We start from the raw sequence: 17,231 nt of genomic DNA, 5'->3' as shown, positions 1-17,231 counted from the left end.
CGGCACGGCGCCTTGGAACGGGTGCCAATCCGCGCGGCGATGTCAGTCCGCGCGTCGCAGACGCCTGTCGGAGTGCAGGTCCTATGCGTACGGGTGCGGGAGCATGCCCGGCGCCTTGGTGGTCCCGATACCCGGTTGTCGTAGTCACGCTCCGTCTCGGGTTTTGCTTACTGTGGGTGGGTCATGGTCGTCCCTCGCTAGACGGGGTCAGAGCTGACATCGGCCGTCGACTCCAACGCGATCAGCTCCTCCAATGCTCGCTCCGACAGCACCCTGGCCGTTTCCGTATCTCGATATGCGGAGGCGGCACCGAAGCCAGCAGTTTTGACTGATGCAGGCCTATCGCTGGCAATTCTCCGAACTCCTGCGATCGCCCACCACACTCCAGGTCCCAGCCACAGATCGCATCCGCCACGGCATCTAGAGATGCCATTCAAAGGAGAGTGACCCATGGGAATCCGAGGTAAAGCCATGAGAAGGTCGACGCCTGCAACGCTGGGGGCGACATTGCTGGCGGCGACGGCTGTCACGGGGGCGAGTGCGTCGACGGCCTCGTCCGCCACCTCGCAACTGCCCCCTCGACCCGATCACGTCGTGGTTGTGGTGATGGAGAACAAGAACGCCGGTGACATCATCGGGCGGCCGGACGAAGCCCCGTATATCAATAGCCTTGCGTCGCAGGGGGCAGTCTTCACGAACTCGCTTGCTGTAGCGCACCCCAGCCAGCCTAACTATCTCGCTCTCTTCTCGGGATCCACGCAGGGAGTGACCAGCGACAACTGTCCCCAGACCTTTGCCGGTGTCCCGAACCTGGGCTCCGACCTGGTGAACTCGGGTCTCAGCTTCGCTGGATACTCGGAAGATCTGGCCTTCGACGGCGATACCGAGTGCGGCTCAGACTTCTCTCTCGGCTACGTCCGCAAGCACAACCCCTGGGTCGATTTCACCAACGTCCCATCGGCGAGCAATCGTACCTTCGCGGATTTCCCATCCGACTACACCCAGCTGCCGAGCGTCTCGTTCGTCATCCCCAATCTGTGCAACGACATGCACTATTGCGGCCGGGACATCGGCGACTCGTGGGTCCACAACAATCTCGGCCCCTACGCGCAATGGGCGACCTCACACAACAGCCTGCTGATCCTCACCTGGGACGAGGACGGCACCATCGCCTTCGGCTTGGGTGGCGACGGCAACAAGGTGCCCACGATCTTCTTCGGCGCCGGCGTGTCTCCCGGAACATACAACGAGTACATCGACCATTATCGGGTACTGCGAACGATCGAAGACATGTACGGCCTGCCGCACGACGGTGCCGCCGCCAATACCACGCCGATCACAGACGTTTGGCAATGAGCCGAAAGCCGGTGACTGACGCCGACGTCGTCGGCGAAGGCTCAGCCTCGATGTTTTGACGTGGGCGAGACTTCCTGAACAGCGATCCGCTGTTGGTCGGCCCGCCTCAGGCGCGGGACCGCCTCGGCTGGACCGCTCTGCCCGGGCACCGCGGCTCCCCGTTACGCGGTGCCCGGGTAGCCACAAACCGCGATTAGTCGGCCGACGGGGATGCTCGGCGAATCGAGGCTCGCACTACTGGCAGCGCGATGGGCTCTTCTCCGGGACCAGGCTTGTAGTTGGACTCGCCGCAGCCCGGAACGAAGACACATAAATATCGGAGCAAGGCATCGCCGTTTCGGAGTAGCCGTGACGGCGATTTGTGCTGCCGTGATACAGAAGTCACCGCCACTTCGCCTCAGCGTAAGCCAGCGAGTTGATCCTTCGCGTCTTACGGCGGCTTTCAAGGTCATCTCAAAAACTTTGCGGGGCCTCTCAACTTTTGAGGACGAACGCGACTCTAATATGAGTGACTCGTTCGGTGTGCACACTGATCAAAGGTAGAGGGGCAGGTTGATGCCATGGCTCTGACCGACCGCGAAGAGCAGGAGTTCTGGGATTTCGTGACGGCCCGGCGACGCAGCTTGATCCGAACTGCGTACCTCCTCAGTGGAGACCCGCACGCGGCCGAAGACTACGTGCAGGAAGCTCTGCTTCGGGTGTACCACAACTGGCGGCGCATAGAACGCCTGGACCAGCCGGAGGCCTATGCCCGGAAGGTCGTCGTCAATCTCGTGAACTCGTGGTGGCGCCTGGTTCTCAAGCGCAAGACGTACGCCATTTCGGAGCTGTCAGATCGGCCATATCCAACCGACGACTACGCTGCGGTGGAACGGTCCGATGAGCTCTGGCGCGCGATGTTGAAACTGCCGCCGGGAATGCGCACGATGCTGGTCCTCCGCTATTACGAAGGGCTTACGGAAGCAGAGACCGCAGCCATCCTTTCCAAGTCGCTGGGGACAGTGAAGAGTCAATCCGCACGAGGGTTGGCGAGGATGCGAAACCTGTTGAATCCGGTGGATCATAGCCCTGACATGCCCACTCCGCAAAACGAACTGGCATACCAGAAAGCACATACAGGAGGCGCCACCAATGCAAGCACACGATGATGACCTCGGAGGCGAGATCGCCCGTATGCTGCACGACCGCGCCGCCGGGCTGATCGGCTCGGGCGATTCGGTCGGCAGCACCAAGCAGCACCTGTTGGCCGCACGCAGCCGTCGGCGCAAGGGCTACACGGCCACAGCCGCGCTTGTAGTTGCCGGCGGTGTCGTTCTCGGCGGCCAGCTGTGGGCGTCCGGCGGGAACGGCAGTAGCAGCGTTACCTCGGCCGGCGCCGCACCTCTCGCTGGGAGCGGCGTGACCTCAGCAGCTTCGTCGCAGTCCGCGTCGCAGAAGGCCGTTCCCCCACTTCCGACCGCGCCACCCGCACCGGCAGGGAGCGTCCCGGGAGCGTCATGCGGGACGAGCGAGAAAGTGATCACCGCTGACGCGGCCAAGTTCGGGTGGGGCATCCGAGGGTCCCTCGCTGGAGATGTCGAACTACGGGCCGGTCTGCTGAGCCGAGCGAGAGCGTTGGTCGGCGGCACGACAGCGAAGGTCGCCTATGTCGGAGAGGACGCGACTACCCGAGTGGCCGTCGTCTTTGTCAACCCTGCGATCAACAAGAGCTGCGACAAGGGCATGCTGGCTGTGGTGTTCCATGGCCCGACCGGTACTGCGGCCAGCGCCCTAAAGGCACAGGTCGGCAACGCACACTTTGGTCCGGACTTCGGATTCACCTGGGCTGAGCGTAACGACGATGGCTCCATCACCGAGCTTGTCGTCGATCCGAATAATGTCAGAGCCCTGTATGTCGGGGGTGACCTCTCGGATCGGACATCTCCGGCTGCGACCGTCCAGCCCACTACCGACGGCACTCTGTTCCACACCTACGCCGCCGGAACTGTAGCTCCCTCAGAGTTCGGTTTTGACGTCGCCGGCAAGTCTGGCGCTGGCGACAACTTTCTGACCGTTGTAGTCACGGCGGACACGGCTGCGGCCTTCGCCAGCGCAATCGGCGATGCCCCCGACCAGCTCAAGGGTGCCCATCCCGGGGCCACGTGGCCCAGTTTCACGACCCCTCGAAACCTCGTGTACATGCTGACTAAGACCGGCGCTGAGGAGGGCGCGGAGGCTGTCTACTGGGCCGGCTTTGGAGCTATGGGTTGAGCTCTTGCCATGCCGCTGACTGACTCCGCGAAGCGCGGGCGCCAAACGGACCCGGCTGCCGGCAACCGAATGCGGCGGCCGGTCCCACGTTATGGCAGTACTCAGGCAGGCCTCGCATCGCGGCCTCTCAGCACGCTGACAAACATCGGCCATCTCGGGCTTGCTGACTAGCGGATGCTCGACATCACTACTTGACCAGCGCTATCAGCCGCTGCCACCGGGATGCGACCCAATATTTCGACGGGGAATCGAGCTTTGGTCACCATGACTACAGAACGCCTTGCCATCAGCCGGCTGCGATCTGGCAGGTGTCGGACCTGCCGATTCATCACGATTGCTGACACGCCTTGGGAAGGCGGAGCGAACTGACTTCGGCCGGCCGGTCCTGCCCCGTCGTACTCGACCGGGCGCGGTGTTGTCCGGAATCGCGGGCCCTACATAGCAGATCGAACAATCGCTGGCTCATGCACGGGAGGAATCTATCGTGACAGCACACCGAGCAAAACTTGCACTTGCAGCGGCGGCTGTGGGCGCACTGGCCCAGACTGCTGCGGCCGGGGCTGCGACCCCGGCGCCGACAGCGACGCTGACTGCCCAGTCATCGGCTCGCATTGTGGTCCTGCCCACGGGCGACCAGGTGACGGTAACTGGTGCCGGGAGCCAGGCGCGCTACGCGGTGCGCCCCACCCTGGGAGCCAGTACCGCGTTCGCCACGCTCGACGACGGCGTCGGCGACCATTACACGATCCCTGCGGAAGTCGTGCCGTACGCGGGCCGCGTGCTGGACCTGTCGTTATTTAACGTTTCCAAGCTCGCCACCACAGCGCCGCAGGCCAACTCACGGATACCCGTGCGGATGGCCTTCGCAGCCGGCGTCACCCCGTCCGCGCCGCCCGGCGTGGCACTGACGTCGGTCAGCGGATCGGCGGCGACCGGATACCTGGACCCGGCTTCCGGAGCCGCCTTCGCGGCGGCGCTGCGCAAGCAGATCGGCGCCGACGTCGCCGCCGGACGGAAGGCCGGCAGTGGAGCGCTGTTCGGCGGGATGACGGCGATGGCTCCACTGGACACACCGCTGCCCGCGGCTACGCCGCACTACCCGCTTCACATCCTGCAGCTGAACGCCATCGACGACACCGGGGCCCCCGACTCGTTCGGGGCGATTCTGCTCGTCAACACCGATTCCGCCAAAATATTTCACGCGGTGACTTTCCCGGTCGATGGTCTCGCCCGGCTGGCTGTTCCGGCTGGGAACTACGCGGCCTATCTGTTGGATTTCTCCTTCGACGCTCAAGGCAACGCGACCAAGTCGCAGAACGTGGCTGTGAATGACTTCTCGGTGTCGGGTACGGCAGGCGCCGCGGCGGCCGTCACGCTTGACGCGCGTACCGCGATCGCGCTTTTGACCGTAGCGACGCAGCAGCCCGCGACCGAAGATGGTGCGCAGGTCTCGCTGGTTCGCCAGGGTACGGTCGGCCCTGCAGCGACCTGGGGAGTCATCGACACGACTGGAACTCTCGCGAATTACGTCAATCCTTCGCCTCGAGCCCGGATCGGCCGATTCGACGAGAACGTCCAGTGGTACGGAGCCGGTCCGGCGTCAGCGAGCCCTTACCGCTACGACCTGTCGTTCGACTCGGATCAGATCCTCGCCGACCAGAGCCATTCCGTGAGCGACCGCAGGCTGGCGACCAACCACCTCGATCTCGCAGACGACCCGTCCTTTGGCACAAGGCCCCTCTACCTCTACAAAGGCGCGGTTCCACCGCTCGGGTTGGGGACTGACACGCTTCCCAGTAGGGAGTCGCTCGGTTCGATGACGGAGTATGCGACCCCTGGTGATCCCTGGATCTATGGATACCTGTCGCCCGCGAATGGGCCTACCTCCGCGGAGCTGCTGGAATCCGATGCCGTGACATACGTCGCCGGGCAGGTCACAGCGCGCGACTGGGCCAAGGGCCCGCTTACGGCCCGGGTCGGCCAGCACCCCGCAGATGTATTCGACATCTATGGCTGCCAGGGTTGTGTCGGCGGCGGGAACCTCGGCTTGTCGTTCAGCCCCATTGGCGACAGTTCCCCGGACACGACAGTTTTCCAGGTCGGCGCCGATCCCTCGAACATCGCGGTGTTCTGGGACGGGCAGCAGATCGTAGCCGGCCCCGGTACGGGTGTGGTGGTGACCGGCGTCCCCGCAAGTCCGGCTGAAGTCCGGGCTGTTTTGGATGTCGACCGGACCGCTCTGGGGGTGTCGCAGTCCACGAAAACTCACACGGACGTGACCTTTCCCTATTCGGGAAAGGCCGACGTGGGCAGCACGTTGCCCTCTGGGGTCACCTGCCTGGCGGCGATCACGCCTCCAACTACAGGGCCGTGTCAGATACTTCCGGTGCTGACGGTGAACTATCACCTGGTTGCTGTCGACAACCTGAACACCAGCCACACACCGATTCAGGCCCTGCTTCTGGACGTCGGCCATCTGTCTTATGGCAACCAGGGGTCGAAGGCTGCGGTGACCTCCGCTCAAGTCTCGGTGTCATTCGACAGTGGCGTGACGTGGCAGAACGTTCCGTCCCTGGGTGCGAACGGGCACTACGTCGCGCTGTGGCAGAACCCGGCTCCCCCTACTGGAGCTCATCCAATGCTCCGGGTGACTGCGACCGACGCCCTCGGCGGCACGATCACGCAGACGACAACCAACGCCTACACCGTCGCTCCCCGCTGAGTCAGAGGATTCCATGAACATCCGAAAGAGATCTGCGTTCGCGCGGAACCGCATACACATACTCGCGACCGCCGTCGCAGCCACCGCCATGGTTGCGGGCGTGACGGTCTCCGCCGAGGCAACTCCATCTGGCAGCCTGCAGGGCGCCGGAAACGTGAAGAACGCGTGTGGGCTCGCGAAGCCTGGCCGCGCGCGTTGCTTCGCTGAGATCCGCACCGATGTCCACGGAGGGAAGGGGGTGCGCGGCCAGGTAGCCGGCGCTGCTGCCACTCTGCCGCAGGGTTTGGGTCCCGCCGACTTGCGCTCGGCCTACAAGCTGCCCGCAATCGGTGGCCGGGGTCAGACTGTTGCCATCGTCGATGCTGGGGATGACGCAACCGCCGAGGCCGATCTTACGGTCTACCGGACGACGTACGGCTTGCCGGCCTGCACGACGGCGAACGGTTGCTTTCACAAGGTGAACCAGCGAGGCGCGACGACGCCGCTGCCGGCCGACCAGGGCTGGGGCGTGGAGATCGCCCTGGACCTGGATATGGTGTCGGCGGCCTGCCCACAGTGCCACATTCTGCTCGTCGAGGGTGACACGGCAGACTTCAATGATCTCGGGTTGTCGGTGAACACTGCAGTCAGCCTCGGCGCGAAGGAGGTGTCCAACAGCTACGGCGCGACCGAGCAGAACGGAGACCAGGTGATCGCGCCCTACTACAGCCATCCCGGCGTCGCGATCGTCGCCTCCTCGGGTGACTCCGGCTATGGCGTTGCGAGCGCGCCTGCGGCTTTTCCGAGCGTCGTCGCAGTTGGCGGCACCTCTTTGACCAAGGCTGCGAACGCGCGCGGCTGGACTGAGACTGCGTGGCGAGGTGCGGGCAGCGGCTGCTCGGCATGGTTCGCCAAGCCGGCCTGGCAGACCGACCCGAACTGTCCCGGTCGTATGGTCGCCGACGTCGCTGCTGACGCCGACCCGCAGACTGGGCCGGCCATCTATGGAACCACGGACGGAATCACCGGCTGGGGCATCGTTGGTGGCACGAGCGCGTCGTCTCCCTACCTGGCCGGCGTGATTGCGCTGGCCGGACATCCGCAGAGGTTCCCAGACGCGTCGTATCTGTACTCGCACACCAGCGGTCTCTACGACGTGGTCGGCGGCGCCAACAACGAGGTCCTGGACTGCGGCGGCGACTATCAGTGCAACGCCGTGGCCGGGTACGACGGTCCCACAGGCCTCGGGACGCCTCACGGGCTGGGAGCCTTCTAACAGGAACCCACGTTGAGCATGGCGGGGAAGGTTTCCGGGAAACTGGGAGTCTTCCCCCGCAGAAATGTCCGCAGACCGGCGGCACGCCGCCGGTGCATGACTCGTTCGAACTCGATCGGCTGTAGTCCGCCCGCGGCGCTGTGTCACGGTGCGTGTTGTAGAAGTCGCTGATCCAGGTCGTGATTCCGCGCAATCATTGCGTGGCTGCTCGGTTTCAGCCGGAACGATGTCACCGTCCTCGGCACTCGGTCCGTCGCCCCGCGGCAAACGTCCACGTCGACCGACCGCGTGGGGCGTTTGACTAGCGTCGCCGAATCCTGGCGATTGCCTGACAGGCCTCTGACAGTCTTTTGGTATTCCGCGCTGCTCTGATGGTCGTCGGCTCGGTTACTCACGCGACAGTGAATGGCGAGCCGTCCATCCTGCCATGAGCGAGGGAGTGGTTGATGCGCGTGCGAATGCGTAAGGCGCGACGAATACGGCGGTTGCCGGCAGTGTTTCCGGTGGTCGCCGCGATCGGGTTGGTCGTTCCAGCGAGTATGAATGCGGCCTTCGCGTCCGCGCCCGTGATGACGGGCGGACCTGTGGTTGCTTCCGTTCCGGCCGGGCGGGCGATGGTTGCTGACGCGCGCCCGAACTGGGCGATGTCGTCGGCGGACCGCGGTGGTGTCGCGGTCTCCGGCCAGCTGGATCTCCGAGTCTATCTCGCTGGCCGCGACCCGCAGGGGTTGGCCGCCTTTGACCGGGCTGTTTCCGATCCGCACAGCCCCAGTTTCCGTCACTACTTGACGCCGCAGCAGGTTCAAGCCAGGTTCGGGCCGACGACAGCGCAGATCAATGCGATCCGTACCTGGCTGGCTTCGGCGGGGCTAGTCGTGACCGGTGTCAACCAGCACTACGTGTCGGTGCACGGCACGGTCGCCTCTGCACAGCAGGCGTTCGGTGTCGCTCTTCATGACTACGCCGTTCAAGGCGGCTTGCACAGGGCGCCTTCGGGTGTCGTGAGCACTCCTGCTTCGGTGGCTGGCGCTGTGCTCGGCGTGACAGGTCTGGACGACGGCCTGCCCCGTGCTCACCCGGCAGACACGCTGCCGGGGCCGGAGCCGGTGACGTTGCGAGCCGATCCATGTTCGACATACTTCGGTCAGAACCAGGCCGTCGCCGAGCCGTTCACCTATAGCCATGTCGGTGTGTGGACTGAGTGCGGAATGACACCCCAACAGGTTCGTTCCGTATACGGTGCGGACTCGAGCGGTCTCACTGGTAGCGGTGTGACGGTCGCTGTGATGGACGCCTACGCCTCGCCGACCATCGGCTCGGACGTCAGCACTTACGCGGCGGCTCACGGCAGCGCCGGATTTCGAGCCGGGCAGTTCACGCAATCGCTGCCGGCCGCCTACAACGACGTCAGCGGATGCGGCGGGAATCTCTGGTACAGCGAGGAGTCACTCGACGTCGAGGCGGTCCACAACGTGGCGCCCGACGCGAACGTCGTCTACGTCGGCGCCGCGTCCTGCCACGACAGCGACCTCACCGACGCCCTGAGCCGCATCGTCGACAACCACTTGGCCGACATAGTCAGCAACTCCTGGGGGGACGGTGCTGAATCGGACGACACACCGGCCCAGAAGGCAGCCTTCGACCAGGTCTTCCAGCAAGCCGCTGCCGAAGGTATCGGTATGTATTTCGCCAGCGGGGACTGCGGGGCCGAAGACCCTGCGTCCTCATGCAACAGCGGGAACACCAAGGCGCAGCCGGACTTCCCGCCGGCGGATCCGTGGGTGACCGCGGTCGGCGGCACCAGCCTGGCGATTAATTCCAACGGCAAGGAATTGTTCCAGTCGGGATGGGGCAACATACTGTCAACACCCAACAGTAACAACTCCGGATGGACGCCAGCGCCGGGAAGCGGCTACCCGGCGGCCTTCGACGCGGGCTCCGGCGGCGGAACGAGTCCCGACATCCCCCAGCCGTCCTACCAGAAGAACGTTGTGCCCACCGCACTGGCCACGACGTTGCTCGACGGCACAACTACGCCCGGCCCCATGCGCGTCGTGCCCGACGTCGCAGCCGTCGCTGACAACAACACCGGCATGCTGGTCGGGCAGACCCAGCTCTATCCAGACGGATCCGTCCGTTACCACGAGACCCGTTGGGGTGGTACCAGCCTGTCCTCCCCGATCTTCGCCGGTATGCAGGCCCTGGCACAGCAGGCGCAGGGCGCGCCCATCGGATTCGCCAACCCCGCGATCTACGCGCGGTACGGAACCCCCGCATTCGAAGACGTCACCGACACTCCGTTCGGTCCCAACGTTCAGTTCGGCGTGGTCCGGAACAACTACACCAACTCCCACGATCCGAACAGTCCCATCACCACCCGACTGGACACTTTCGCCCACGACGGCCTGCTCCATGCCACACCCGGTTACGACGACGTAACAGGCGTCGGCGCACCGAGCCCGACCGGCTACCTCAACTCATACCGACGCTGAAAGGCTGACATTAGCTGCGAGGCGGACTGTACGGGACGATCGTGGCCCGCACAGTCCGCTTCGGTATGCCTACGGCGTTTCCCCGCTACGGACGGCAACACTGCGGCGCTTAGTCGTGGAGGTCACTCCTCGAATCGCAGTCGGTCATCGCAGCCAACAGGATTGCCAAGCACGCGCCCAAAGCATGCGCCTCGTTGCCGCGGCGGCTGTTGGTACTTACCCGTAGGTGGCGAGGAACATTTCCACTGCTGCGTCTGCAATGCGGTTGAGTTTGTCAGCCGGCGGCAGTGCGCTGGCTCCGGCGAACATGGCCTGGTTCATCGGCTGGTACATGACCAGTCCTGCGAACTGGTAGGCGGCGAGTGTCGGGTCGCTGAGATTGTGCAGGAGGCCGCGGTCGGCGAGGCCTCGCATCGCTTCGCCCAATTTCACCAAGGAGCGGTCGAAGCCGAGGTCGAACCAGGCTCTTCCGACTTCCTGGAAACGGTCGGCTTCGGCGATCACGAGTCGGCGCAGCCTTAAAACGTCCGGCTGCAGCAGGGTACGGAGGAAACCGTCTGCGAGGTCACGAAGGGCTGCGCGCACGTCATGCACACCCTCCAGAGTGTTGGCGACAGATTTGGACAGACCGTCGACCACTTGGAGCGTTGTGTCGAGCATGGCCTCGGCGAACAACTGCCGTTTGTCGGCGAAGTGTTTGTAGAGGGTCTGCTTGGAGACTGATGCGCGGGCGGCTACCTCGTCCGTCGTCGCGCCGAGGTAGCCGTGATGCACGAATACCGCAGTCGCCGCCTCGATGATCGCCTGCCGCTGGCGTTCGGACCGGCCTGGTTCCGAGGCGCCGGTCGTTTGACGATCCACGAGTCCTCCTGGGTGTCTCTTCCGCAGGTACTGTATAGTACTAAGCAAGGTCAGTACGGTACTGTACGGTACCCTCTGGGATTTGAACGAGGGGGATGGCGATGAGCAAAGTTCTCTCCGCGGATGGCACCTTGATTGCCTTCGATGCGAAGGTAGACGGCCAGCCGTTGGTTTTAGTTGACGGTGCCACCAGTTATCGCGGGGTCAATCCGACCTATGCGGAGGTGGGTGCGCTTTTTGGGGGACGGGTTCCGGGTGTATCCCTACGATCGCCGGGGACGTGGGGAGAGCGGTGATACCGAGCCGTGTGCGGTGCAGCGCGAGATCGAGGATGTGGCCGCTGTGATTTCGGATGCCGGCGCGCCGGCGATCGTGTGCGGTTCCTCCTCCGGGGCGGTACTGGCCATGGATGCCGCCGCCGGGCTGCCGATCGCGAAACTCGTACTGTTCGAGCCGCCGTTCGTGGTCGATGGCAGTCGCCCGCCGCTGCCTGCGGACTACGTCCAGCGGCTTGACGCATGCGTGGCGGATGGCCGACCCGGCGACGCGGCGGAGCTGTTCCTGACCGCCTCAGTCGGTATGCCGGTGGAGCACGTCGCGGGTATGTGGCAGAGCCCGTTCTGGCCGGCCTTGGAATCGGTCGCTCACACCATCGCCTACGACGGCCGCTTCATGGGGTCCACGATGTCTGGTGCGCCGTTGCCGGCTGATCGCTGGGCCACGGTGAATGTGCCCACTCTGGTCATGCATGGACGTGACACCGAGTCGTGGCTGATCGCCGCAGCGCAGGTGGCCGCCGACGTGCTGCCCACCGCTTTCCTGCAGGCAGTGGACGGAGCACAGCACAGTGTCGCCGCAGACGTGCTCGCGGCCGCACTCCGGCAATTCGCCTCAGCCGGGGACGCCGCCACGGACGTCGGGTAGGCGGTTCAGTTCTACGAGAAGGGATCCACGAAATGCGCAAGGTGTTTGCGGGACTTTTCAGCTCTCTCGACAGCGTGGTCGAAGCGCCTAACGAGTGGCAGCCCGCCTTCGACGAGGAGATGGGCGCGGCGTTGTCGCGGATGCTCGACCAGCAGGATGCCGTGCTGCTCGGCCGGGTGACATTCACAGAATGGGCCGGGTACTGGCCGGCGGCGACCGATGATCCCTTCGCGAGCTGGATCAACAGCACCCCGAAGTATGTGGCCTCCAGCACCCTGGACTCCGTCGACCGTTGGGCGAACAGCACTCTGATCAAAGGTTCGGTGGCCGACTTCGTCGAGGAGCTGCGTCGCCAGGAAGGCGGGACGATCGGCGTCGCCGGTAGTCCGTCGCTCGTACGATCGCTGGTTGACCTGGGGTTACTCGACGAACTCACGCTTATGATCAGCCCGGTCGTCGCTGGCGGGGGCCGCAAGCGACTGTTCGCCGACGACGCCGCGCTGACCAAGTTCGAACTCGTCGAAGCCCAGCCGACCAGCAGCGGCGCACTGATTGCGACCTACCGACCAGCACGATGAGTCGCTGAGACCTGCCTAAGTCGGGTCTGCGGGCCTGAGGACGGCTCGCTCGGTTCGTATCCAGACCGCTGCCGATATCGAGAGGGCATTGCGCAGTGCCAGTCAGGTGGTGCCACCATTTCATTGTGAATGGAAAGGTCGATGGCCAATTCCCCGCACGTGGCGTCCCAGCGTCTGTCGACGCGATCGAGATCCGCCGCTGGGGTGGCGCGAGCGGCACGTTGCTTAACTTCAGCGCGGACGCTGAATGCCCGTCTTCACCGGCCGAGATCGCGAGCTCGTCCAGCTGGTGGCAACCACTGCCCGACGGGACGTCCACACGAAGACAGCGATAATCTCGGCGATCGACTGGGCCGCGGAGCGGGTCAACGGCGTCGTTGCTGTCAACTGGCTCATAAGCGAGCCGGTTGACGTTGGAATGACAGCGCGATGGGACCAGTTTGGCACGAGCGTTGTGTAGCTTCGGCTCGTACGTGGCGTTCGTTCGGTGACCTCGGCAGGCAGCGTTTCGTTCGGTGTGAAAAGTTGCCGACGACCGACTACATGGTGCCAAGTGAAATGCCACCTCGTAGGTGAAGGCCGGAGTCTTGTGCGACGGGCTGACGACCATTCGCGCTCGTTCCTCCTGTTTGGCCTGCGGGTCAGTCAGGGTTGCGGCGGCAGGGAGACGATCGGCGATGAGCAGTGCTGGACTTGCGGTGAAGGTGCGGGCGTCGTCGCCGTGGGCGCCGCTGCGGATCGGAGTGTTCCGTGCATTGTGGATCGCATCGGTGGTATCGAACGTCGGTTCGTGGATGCACCTCGTTGCCGCGTCTTGGTTGATGACATCGCTGACGAGTTCAGCGGCGCCGGTGGCGCTGTTGTCGACGGCTAGCGCGTTGCCGAGTTTCGCTCTGGCGCTTCCGGCCGGCGCCCTTGCTGACATGCTTGATCGGCGGCGACTGATCCTCTTTACCCAGGCCTGGCAGCTCGCGGTTGCCGCGATCCTCGGGGTCTTGACGCTCTATCACATCACCAACCCTGCTGTTCTTCTTGGGGCGACGGTTGTCCTGGGAGTCGGCACGACGCTTGGTATGCCGGCGTTCAGCGCGATTACCCCGGAACTGGTCAGCGGCGAGGAGTTGCCAGCAGCCATCAGCCTGAACTCGGTGGCCGTGACGTCATCGCAAATGATCGGGCCGGCCATCGGCGGCGTGATGGTGGCCTGGATCGGCTCTGGAGGGGTGTTCTTGCTGAACGCCGCCTCGTTCCTGAGTGTTCTCGCGGTCGTGTACGCGTGGCGTCGCGCGAAGGTATTGAGCACGCTTCCGCCGGAACACCTGAGCAGCGCGATACGGAGCGGCATGCGCTACGTCGGGAATGCCCCCGAACTGCGGGCCGTCCTGGTCCGAGCCGCGGCTTTCGTCGCTTGCTATAGCGCATTGCCAGCCCTGCTAGCGGTCATAACCCGCACGCGGTTGCATGAAACGGCATCGGTGTACGGCATCCTCCTCGGGGGGCTTGGCATCGGGGGCGTCGTTGGGGCGCTGGTACTGCCCCGAATACGCGGCCGACTTACCCCGGACCAGATCACCATGGTATTCAGCGCGCTATACGCTGTATGCCTGGTAACTCTGGCGCGCTTGCATACGTTCCAGGCGGCGTTCGTCGTGCTCTTTTTCGCTGGACTCGCCGGTATGGGAGTGATGTCGTCACTGAGCATCGCCGCTCAATCCGTTCTTCCGGCATGGATCCGTGGCCGGGGGCTGGCCATCTTCCAACTGGTTTTCCAGGTCGGGTTCGCCGCCGGGGCGGCCGTCTGGGGAGTACTGGCAAACGGCAGGGGACTCACGACTGCGCTCACCGTCGCAGGCATCGCACTCGTCGTTCAGATGGTGCTCGGTATCCGGTATCGGCTCACCGCGGCCGAGGACGTCGACGTGGAGTTGGTCGGTCAGATGGAGCCTTACGTTCCGGTCTCCCTTGCGCCGGACGATGGGCCGATCATGCTCACGGTCGAATACCGGATTCCAGCCGAACACCTTGATGAATTCTTAGGCCACGCCGCCGAGCTGGGACGGGCCCGACGCCGTGACGGAGCGATGCATTGGGGTTTCTACTCCGATCCCGAGGATCCCGAACGTCACGTCGAGACCTTCGTGGCATCGTCGTGGAGCGAACATCTGCGCCAGAGTCAGCGGCTCACAGGTGCCGACGCGGCCGCGATCGCACGTGTCAGGGCCCTGCATATGGGCGAAGCAGATCCTCCCGTCAAGGCACTGATAAGCGATCGTCTCAAAACGCGGACATAGTACTCCAGTGGTCGTTCATGACCATCGAGTTCAGGAGTCTTCCCTCGCAGTTGTTCCCGGCCGTCGGCTGGCCCTGGTCCCGGTAGTCGCGCTGTTCCTAATCCTGTAGCGCCGCATCGTCGCGGCGTCCGTGGCAGCCTCTGACGAGGCCTACACCAAGACCTGTCGGCATCGCGGTTGCCGACCAGCCTGGCAGCGTCTGATTCCCATCGGTCTTCCGTCCGGCGTGTTCCACCGGCCTTTCATCACCCTCGGGCAGCCCACGAGCTGGACATCGCTCTGGTTCCGGTGTTGCTCGGGCGGGGCCGCCGGCTGTTCGAGAACATGCTGGCGAAGCACATCGAGTTGGGACCCACCCGTGCCTTCCGCAGTCCAGGCGTGCAGCAGGTGCGCTACCGGGTGCGGCAGGCGGGGTGGTCAGCATGGATGCTTCTAGGGTGATGGCCGTGACGGGGTACATCGAGGTGGCTGGGCTGCACACTTGGCATGAGGTGGTCGGCGAGGTACTCGGTGATGGACAACTCCTCTGGCAGGGTGGCCGGAGACGAGCTGGTGGCGTACCTGAACACGCCGGAGGCGATCAAGTTCTTGCGCCGGGGTTACGACACGGTTTCTCCGGACGGGCCTGACTACTTCTCCGTCGTCACGCCAAGATGCTGCACATGATCGTCGCCGAGCCCGAGATCGTACTGGATACGCTGGCAGGCATCACCTCCCCGGCACTTGTGCTTCAAGGCGATCGAGACGAGGTCACCATTGAGCATTCCATGGCCGTCGCTGCTGCGCTTCCCGAGGCGCGCCTGGCAGTGCTACCGGGCGCGCACACCCTCCTGCTTGACTACCCGGAGTTGGTCAACCAGCTGATTATCTCGTACCTGCGGGGGACTGGGATTTCATCCTCGGCTGAACACGCCGACCGAGGTATGGCCGGCCTGTGACGTCCATACCCTGTCGCGCGCGAGGTCACCCTGCTCATGCCTGCAGGTCGTGGGCGCGGAAAAGGACGGCGTGCTCGACGTTCATGGCCTTGCCGCTCGCCGCGGTGAACTCGGGGATGAAGTCTTCGGGGGCGGGATGGTCGGGGAGAGCGGCCAGGTAGGCGGCATGCGCCTGGAGCGAGGCGATGCCGCGGCGCAGCGGCTCACCCGTGACCTCGACGCCATGAGTCGCGGAGTCTGCATATCCGGAGACGATGAACCAGCGCACAGAGTGCGGTTCGAGGCCCTCGCCGTCGATCTGCTCCGGGAAGACCCACCGGTTGCCCGCGTCGCGCACCGCGTCGACGTCGCGAGCCCGGCCACGCGGTGGTCGGCCTGGTCGAAGCCATAGGGCGTCTCGATCTGGTAGCCGGTGCCGAGTACGACGTCGGGCTTGAAACGGCGGATCTCCCGGCAGATGTCGCGTCGGAGGTCGAGGCCGTAGACGAGGACGCCGTCCGGGTGTTCGAGGACGGTCAGGTGCTCGACGCCGACCACGGCGCAGGCGGCCCGCTGCTCGGCGACACGCATACCGGCCGTCTCGGCGGGAGGGTTGGGCATGCCGGCTTCACCACGGGTGAGCAGGAGATAGCCGACCACGATGCCGCTCGCGGTCCAGCGGGCCACGGCTGCCGACACGCCGTACTCCATGTCGTCGGGGTGCGCGACGACGCAAAGCACGCGCCGGAAGGAGTTCTCGGGCAGGGCAGGTAAGGTCATCCTGACCATCTTTCCGCGTTGAGGACCGTTGGCCGCCGTATTGAACGTGTCGACCGTATCGAACGTGCCGACGTGCTGGCCCCACATGAACGCCACCCACGCTTGCCAGCCGCGAAGGTCGGCGCGGCTCACGCGATGACCGCCTCGCATCGAGAAAACGCAGCGGCTATGCCGCTTGTCTTATATATAGCCCGTCGGAGCCGTCGACCCCTGCGATCAGGGGCTCCAGCATCGCCCAGCCGGACACGCTTCTGACGTCGCCGGCTACCAAGGACGGCTTGGTCCGGACGTTCTCCAGGGATTTCGCCAGCCGCTGCACCTCTTGGGACCGCTCACCCGTCAACCCGGTGCGGGTCCAGGTCAGGTCCGACAACTCCCGGATCGGCTCCTGTGGCACGAACGACCCGCACAACACCCCCTGCGCCCCGAGCCGAGCAGCCACTGCGCGTCGGAAACGTCGGTCTTGTGCCCAGGGCCGTTCGTCACGTGCCGAGCGCTGACCAGCATCACCTCAAGACTGTCCTTCAGCGCGGAGCAGAACGGCTTCCACTCCATGTCGGCCTCCACCACCACCAGCGCGAATCCGACGGCGATCAGGTGGCATGACCTGGGACCAATCCCTCACAGCCAACCGACCGTGCCGGAGCTACGAGGGCGGCTGTTGTCTGTGCGTGAGTTCAGCGGCCTCGGCACGCGCCAGGGCGGCCCTTCTAGTGCCGCATCAGGCAACGTTCGCCCTGGTGACGATCTGACGTAGCCGGGTGTCGTCGGCATGTCGGTTTCGCCAGATGATGTAGCGGCGGAT

12 protein-coding genes and 2 pseudogenes are annotated in these 17,231 nt (G+C 64.6%); 10 read left to right on the top strand and 4 right to left on the bottom strand.

The features are described from left to right. Positions 1 to 450 precede the first annotated feature (450 nt). The 6 genes from ABH935_RS46080 (at position 451) to ABH935_RS46055 (ending at position 10,075) form a co-directional block, all read left to right on the top strand. Positions 451 to 1,356, top strand: coding sequence for an alkaline phosphatase family protein (locus ABH935_RS46080; RefSeq protein WP_370384344.1), 906 nt, complete (start codon positions 451 to 453; stop codon positions 1,354 to 1,356). Between the two features lie 560 nt (positions 1,357 to 1,916). After that, positions 1,917 to 2,504, top strand: coding sequence for a SigE family RNA polymerase sigma factor (locus ABH935_RS46075; RefSeq protein WP_370384343.1), 588 nt, complete (start codon positions 1,917 to 1,919; stop codon positions 2,502 to 2,504). Positions 2,505 to 2,871: 367 nt separating this feature from the next. Further along, positions 2,872 to 3,606, top strand: a complete 735-nt coding sequence (locus ABH935_RS46070) for a hypothetical protein (RefSeq protein ID WP_370384342.1) — start codon at positions 2,872 to 2,874, stop codon at positions 3,604 to 3,606. Positions 3,607 to 4,219: 613 nt separating this feature from the next. Next, positions 4,220 to 6,328, top strand: coding sequence for a hypothetical protein (locus ABH935_RS46065; RefSeq protein WP_370384341.1), 2,109 nt, complete (start codon positions 4,220 to 4,222; stop codon positions 6,326 to 6,328). 13 nt (positions 6,329 to 6,341) lie between these two features. Next, positions 6,342 to 7,583: a peptidase S8 gene (locus tag ABH935_RS46060; RefSeq protein WP_370384340.1), complete on the top strand. Its 1,242-nt coding sequence runs from the start codon at positions 6,342 to 6,344 to the stop codon at positions 7,581 to 7,583. 446 nt (positions 7,584 to 8,029) lie between these two features. Beyond that, positions 8,030 to 10,075: a protease pro-enzyme activation domain-containing protein gene (locus ABH935_RS46055; RefSeq protein WP_370384339.1), complete on the top strand. Its 2,046-nt coding sequence runs from the start codon at positions 8,030 to 8,032 to the stop codon at positions 10,073 to 10,075. 216 nt (positions 10,076 to 10,291) lie between these two features. Here ABH935_RS46055 and ABH935_RS46050 read toward each other — a convergent pair whose 3' ends face one another. Further along, positions 10,292 to 10,936: a TetR/AcrR family transcriptional regulator gene (locus tag ABH935_RS46050; protein ID WP_370384338.1), complete on the bottom strand. Its 645-nt coding sequence runs from the start codon at positions 10,934 to 10,936 to the stop codon at positions 10,292 to 10,294. Positions 10,937 to 11,152: 216 nt separating this feature from the next. Between ABH935_RS46050 and ABH935_RS46045 the strand changes: the two genes are divergently transcribed. The 4 genes from ABH935_RS46045 to ABH935_RS46030 all read left to right on the top strand — a co-directional run bounded on the left by ABH935_RS46045 (position 11,153) and on the right by ABH935_RS46030 (position 15,667). Continuing rightward, positions 11,153 to 11,860, top strand: coding sequence for an alpha/beta fold hydrolase (locus ABH935_RS46045; RefSeq protein WP_370384337.1), 708 nt, complete (start codon positions 11,153 to 11,155; stop codon positions 11,858 to 11,860). Between the two features lie 32 nt (positions 11,861 to 11,892). Beyond that, a complete protein-coding gene (locus ABH935_RS46040) occupies positions 11,893 to 12,438 on the top strand; it encodes a dihydrofolate reductase family protein (protein ID WP_370384336.1) in 546 nt (181 codons plus the stop codon). Between the two features lie 677 nt (positions 12,439 to 13,115). Further along, positions 13,116 to 14,729 carry an MFS transporter gene (locus ABH935_RS46035; protein ID WP_370384335.1) on the top strand — a complete coding sequence of 538 codons (1,614 nt, stop codon included), beginning with the start codon at positions 13,116 to 13,118 and terminating at the stop codon, positions 14,727 to 14,729. A 662-nt stretch (positions 14,730 to 15,391) separates the two neighbouring features. Next, the gene (locus ABH935_RS46030) at positions 15,392 to 15,667 is read left to right on the top strand and encodes an alpha/beta fold hydrolase (protein WP_370384334.1); all 276 of its coding nucleotides are present in this window, start codon (positions 15,392 to 15,394) and stop codon (positions 15,665 to 15,667) included. A gap of 34 nt (positions 15,668 to 15,701) precedes the next feature. On the opposite strand, the pseudogene ABH935_RS46025 reads toward ABH935_RS46030, so the two are convergent. The 3 genes and pseudogenes from ABH935_RS46025 to ABH935_RS46015 all read right to left on the bottom strand — a co-directional run. Continuing rightward, positions 15,702 to 16,426 (bottom strand): annotated as a pseudogene (locus ABH935_RS46025) (PIG-L deacetylase family protein). A 166-nt stretch (positions 16,427 to 16,592) separates the two neighbouring features. Further along, complete coding sequence (locus tag ABH935_RS46020) at positions 16,593 to 16,868, bottom strand: hypothetical protein (RefSeq protein WP_370384333.1); 276 nt, start codon at positions 16,866 to 16,868, stop codon at positions 16,593 to 16,595. Between the two features lie 279 nt (positions 16,869 to 17,147). Beyond that, positions 17,148 to 17,231: pseudogene (locus tag ABH935_RS46015) on the bottom strand (transposase); the annotation flags it as partial.

The sequence above is a fragment of the Catenulispora sp. GAS73 genome (assembly GCF_041262085.1).
Lineage (GTDB): Bacteria > Actinomycetota > Actinomycetes > Streptomycetales > Catenulisporaceae > Catenulispora.
Note: the sequence above shows the minus strand (reverse complement) of the source record. Positions and strands in the feature narration are given on the sequence as shown.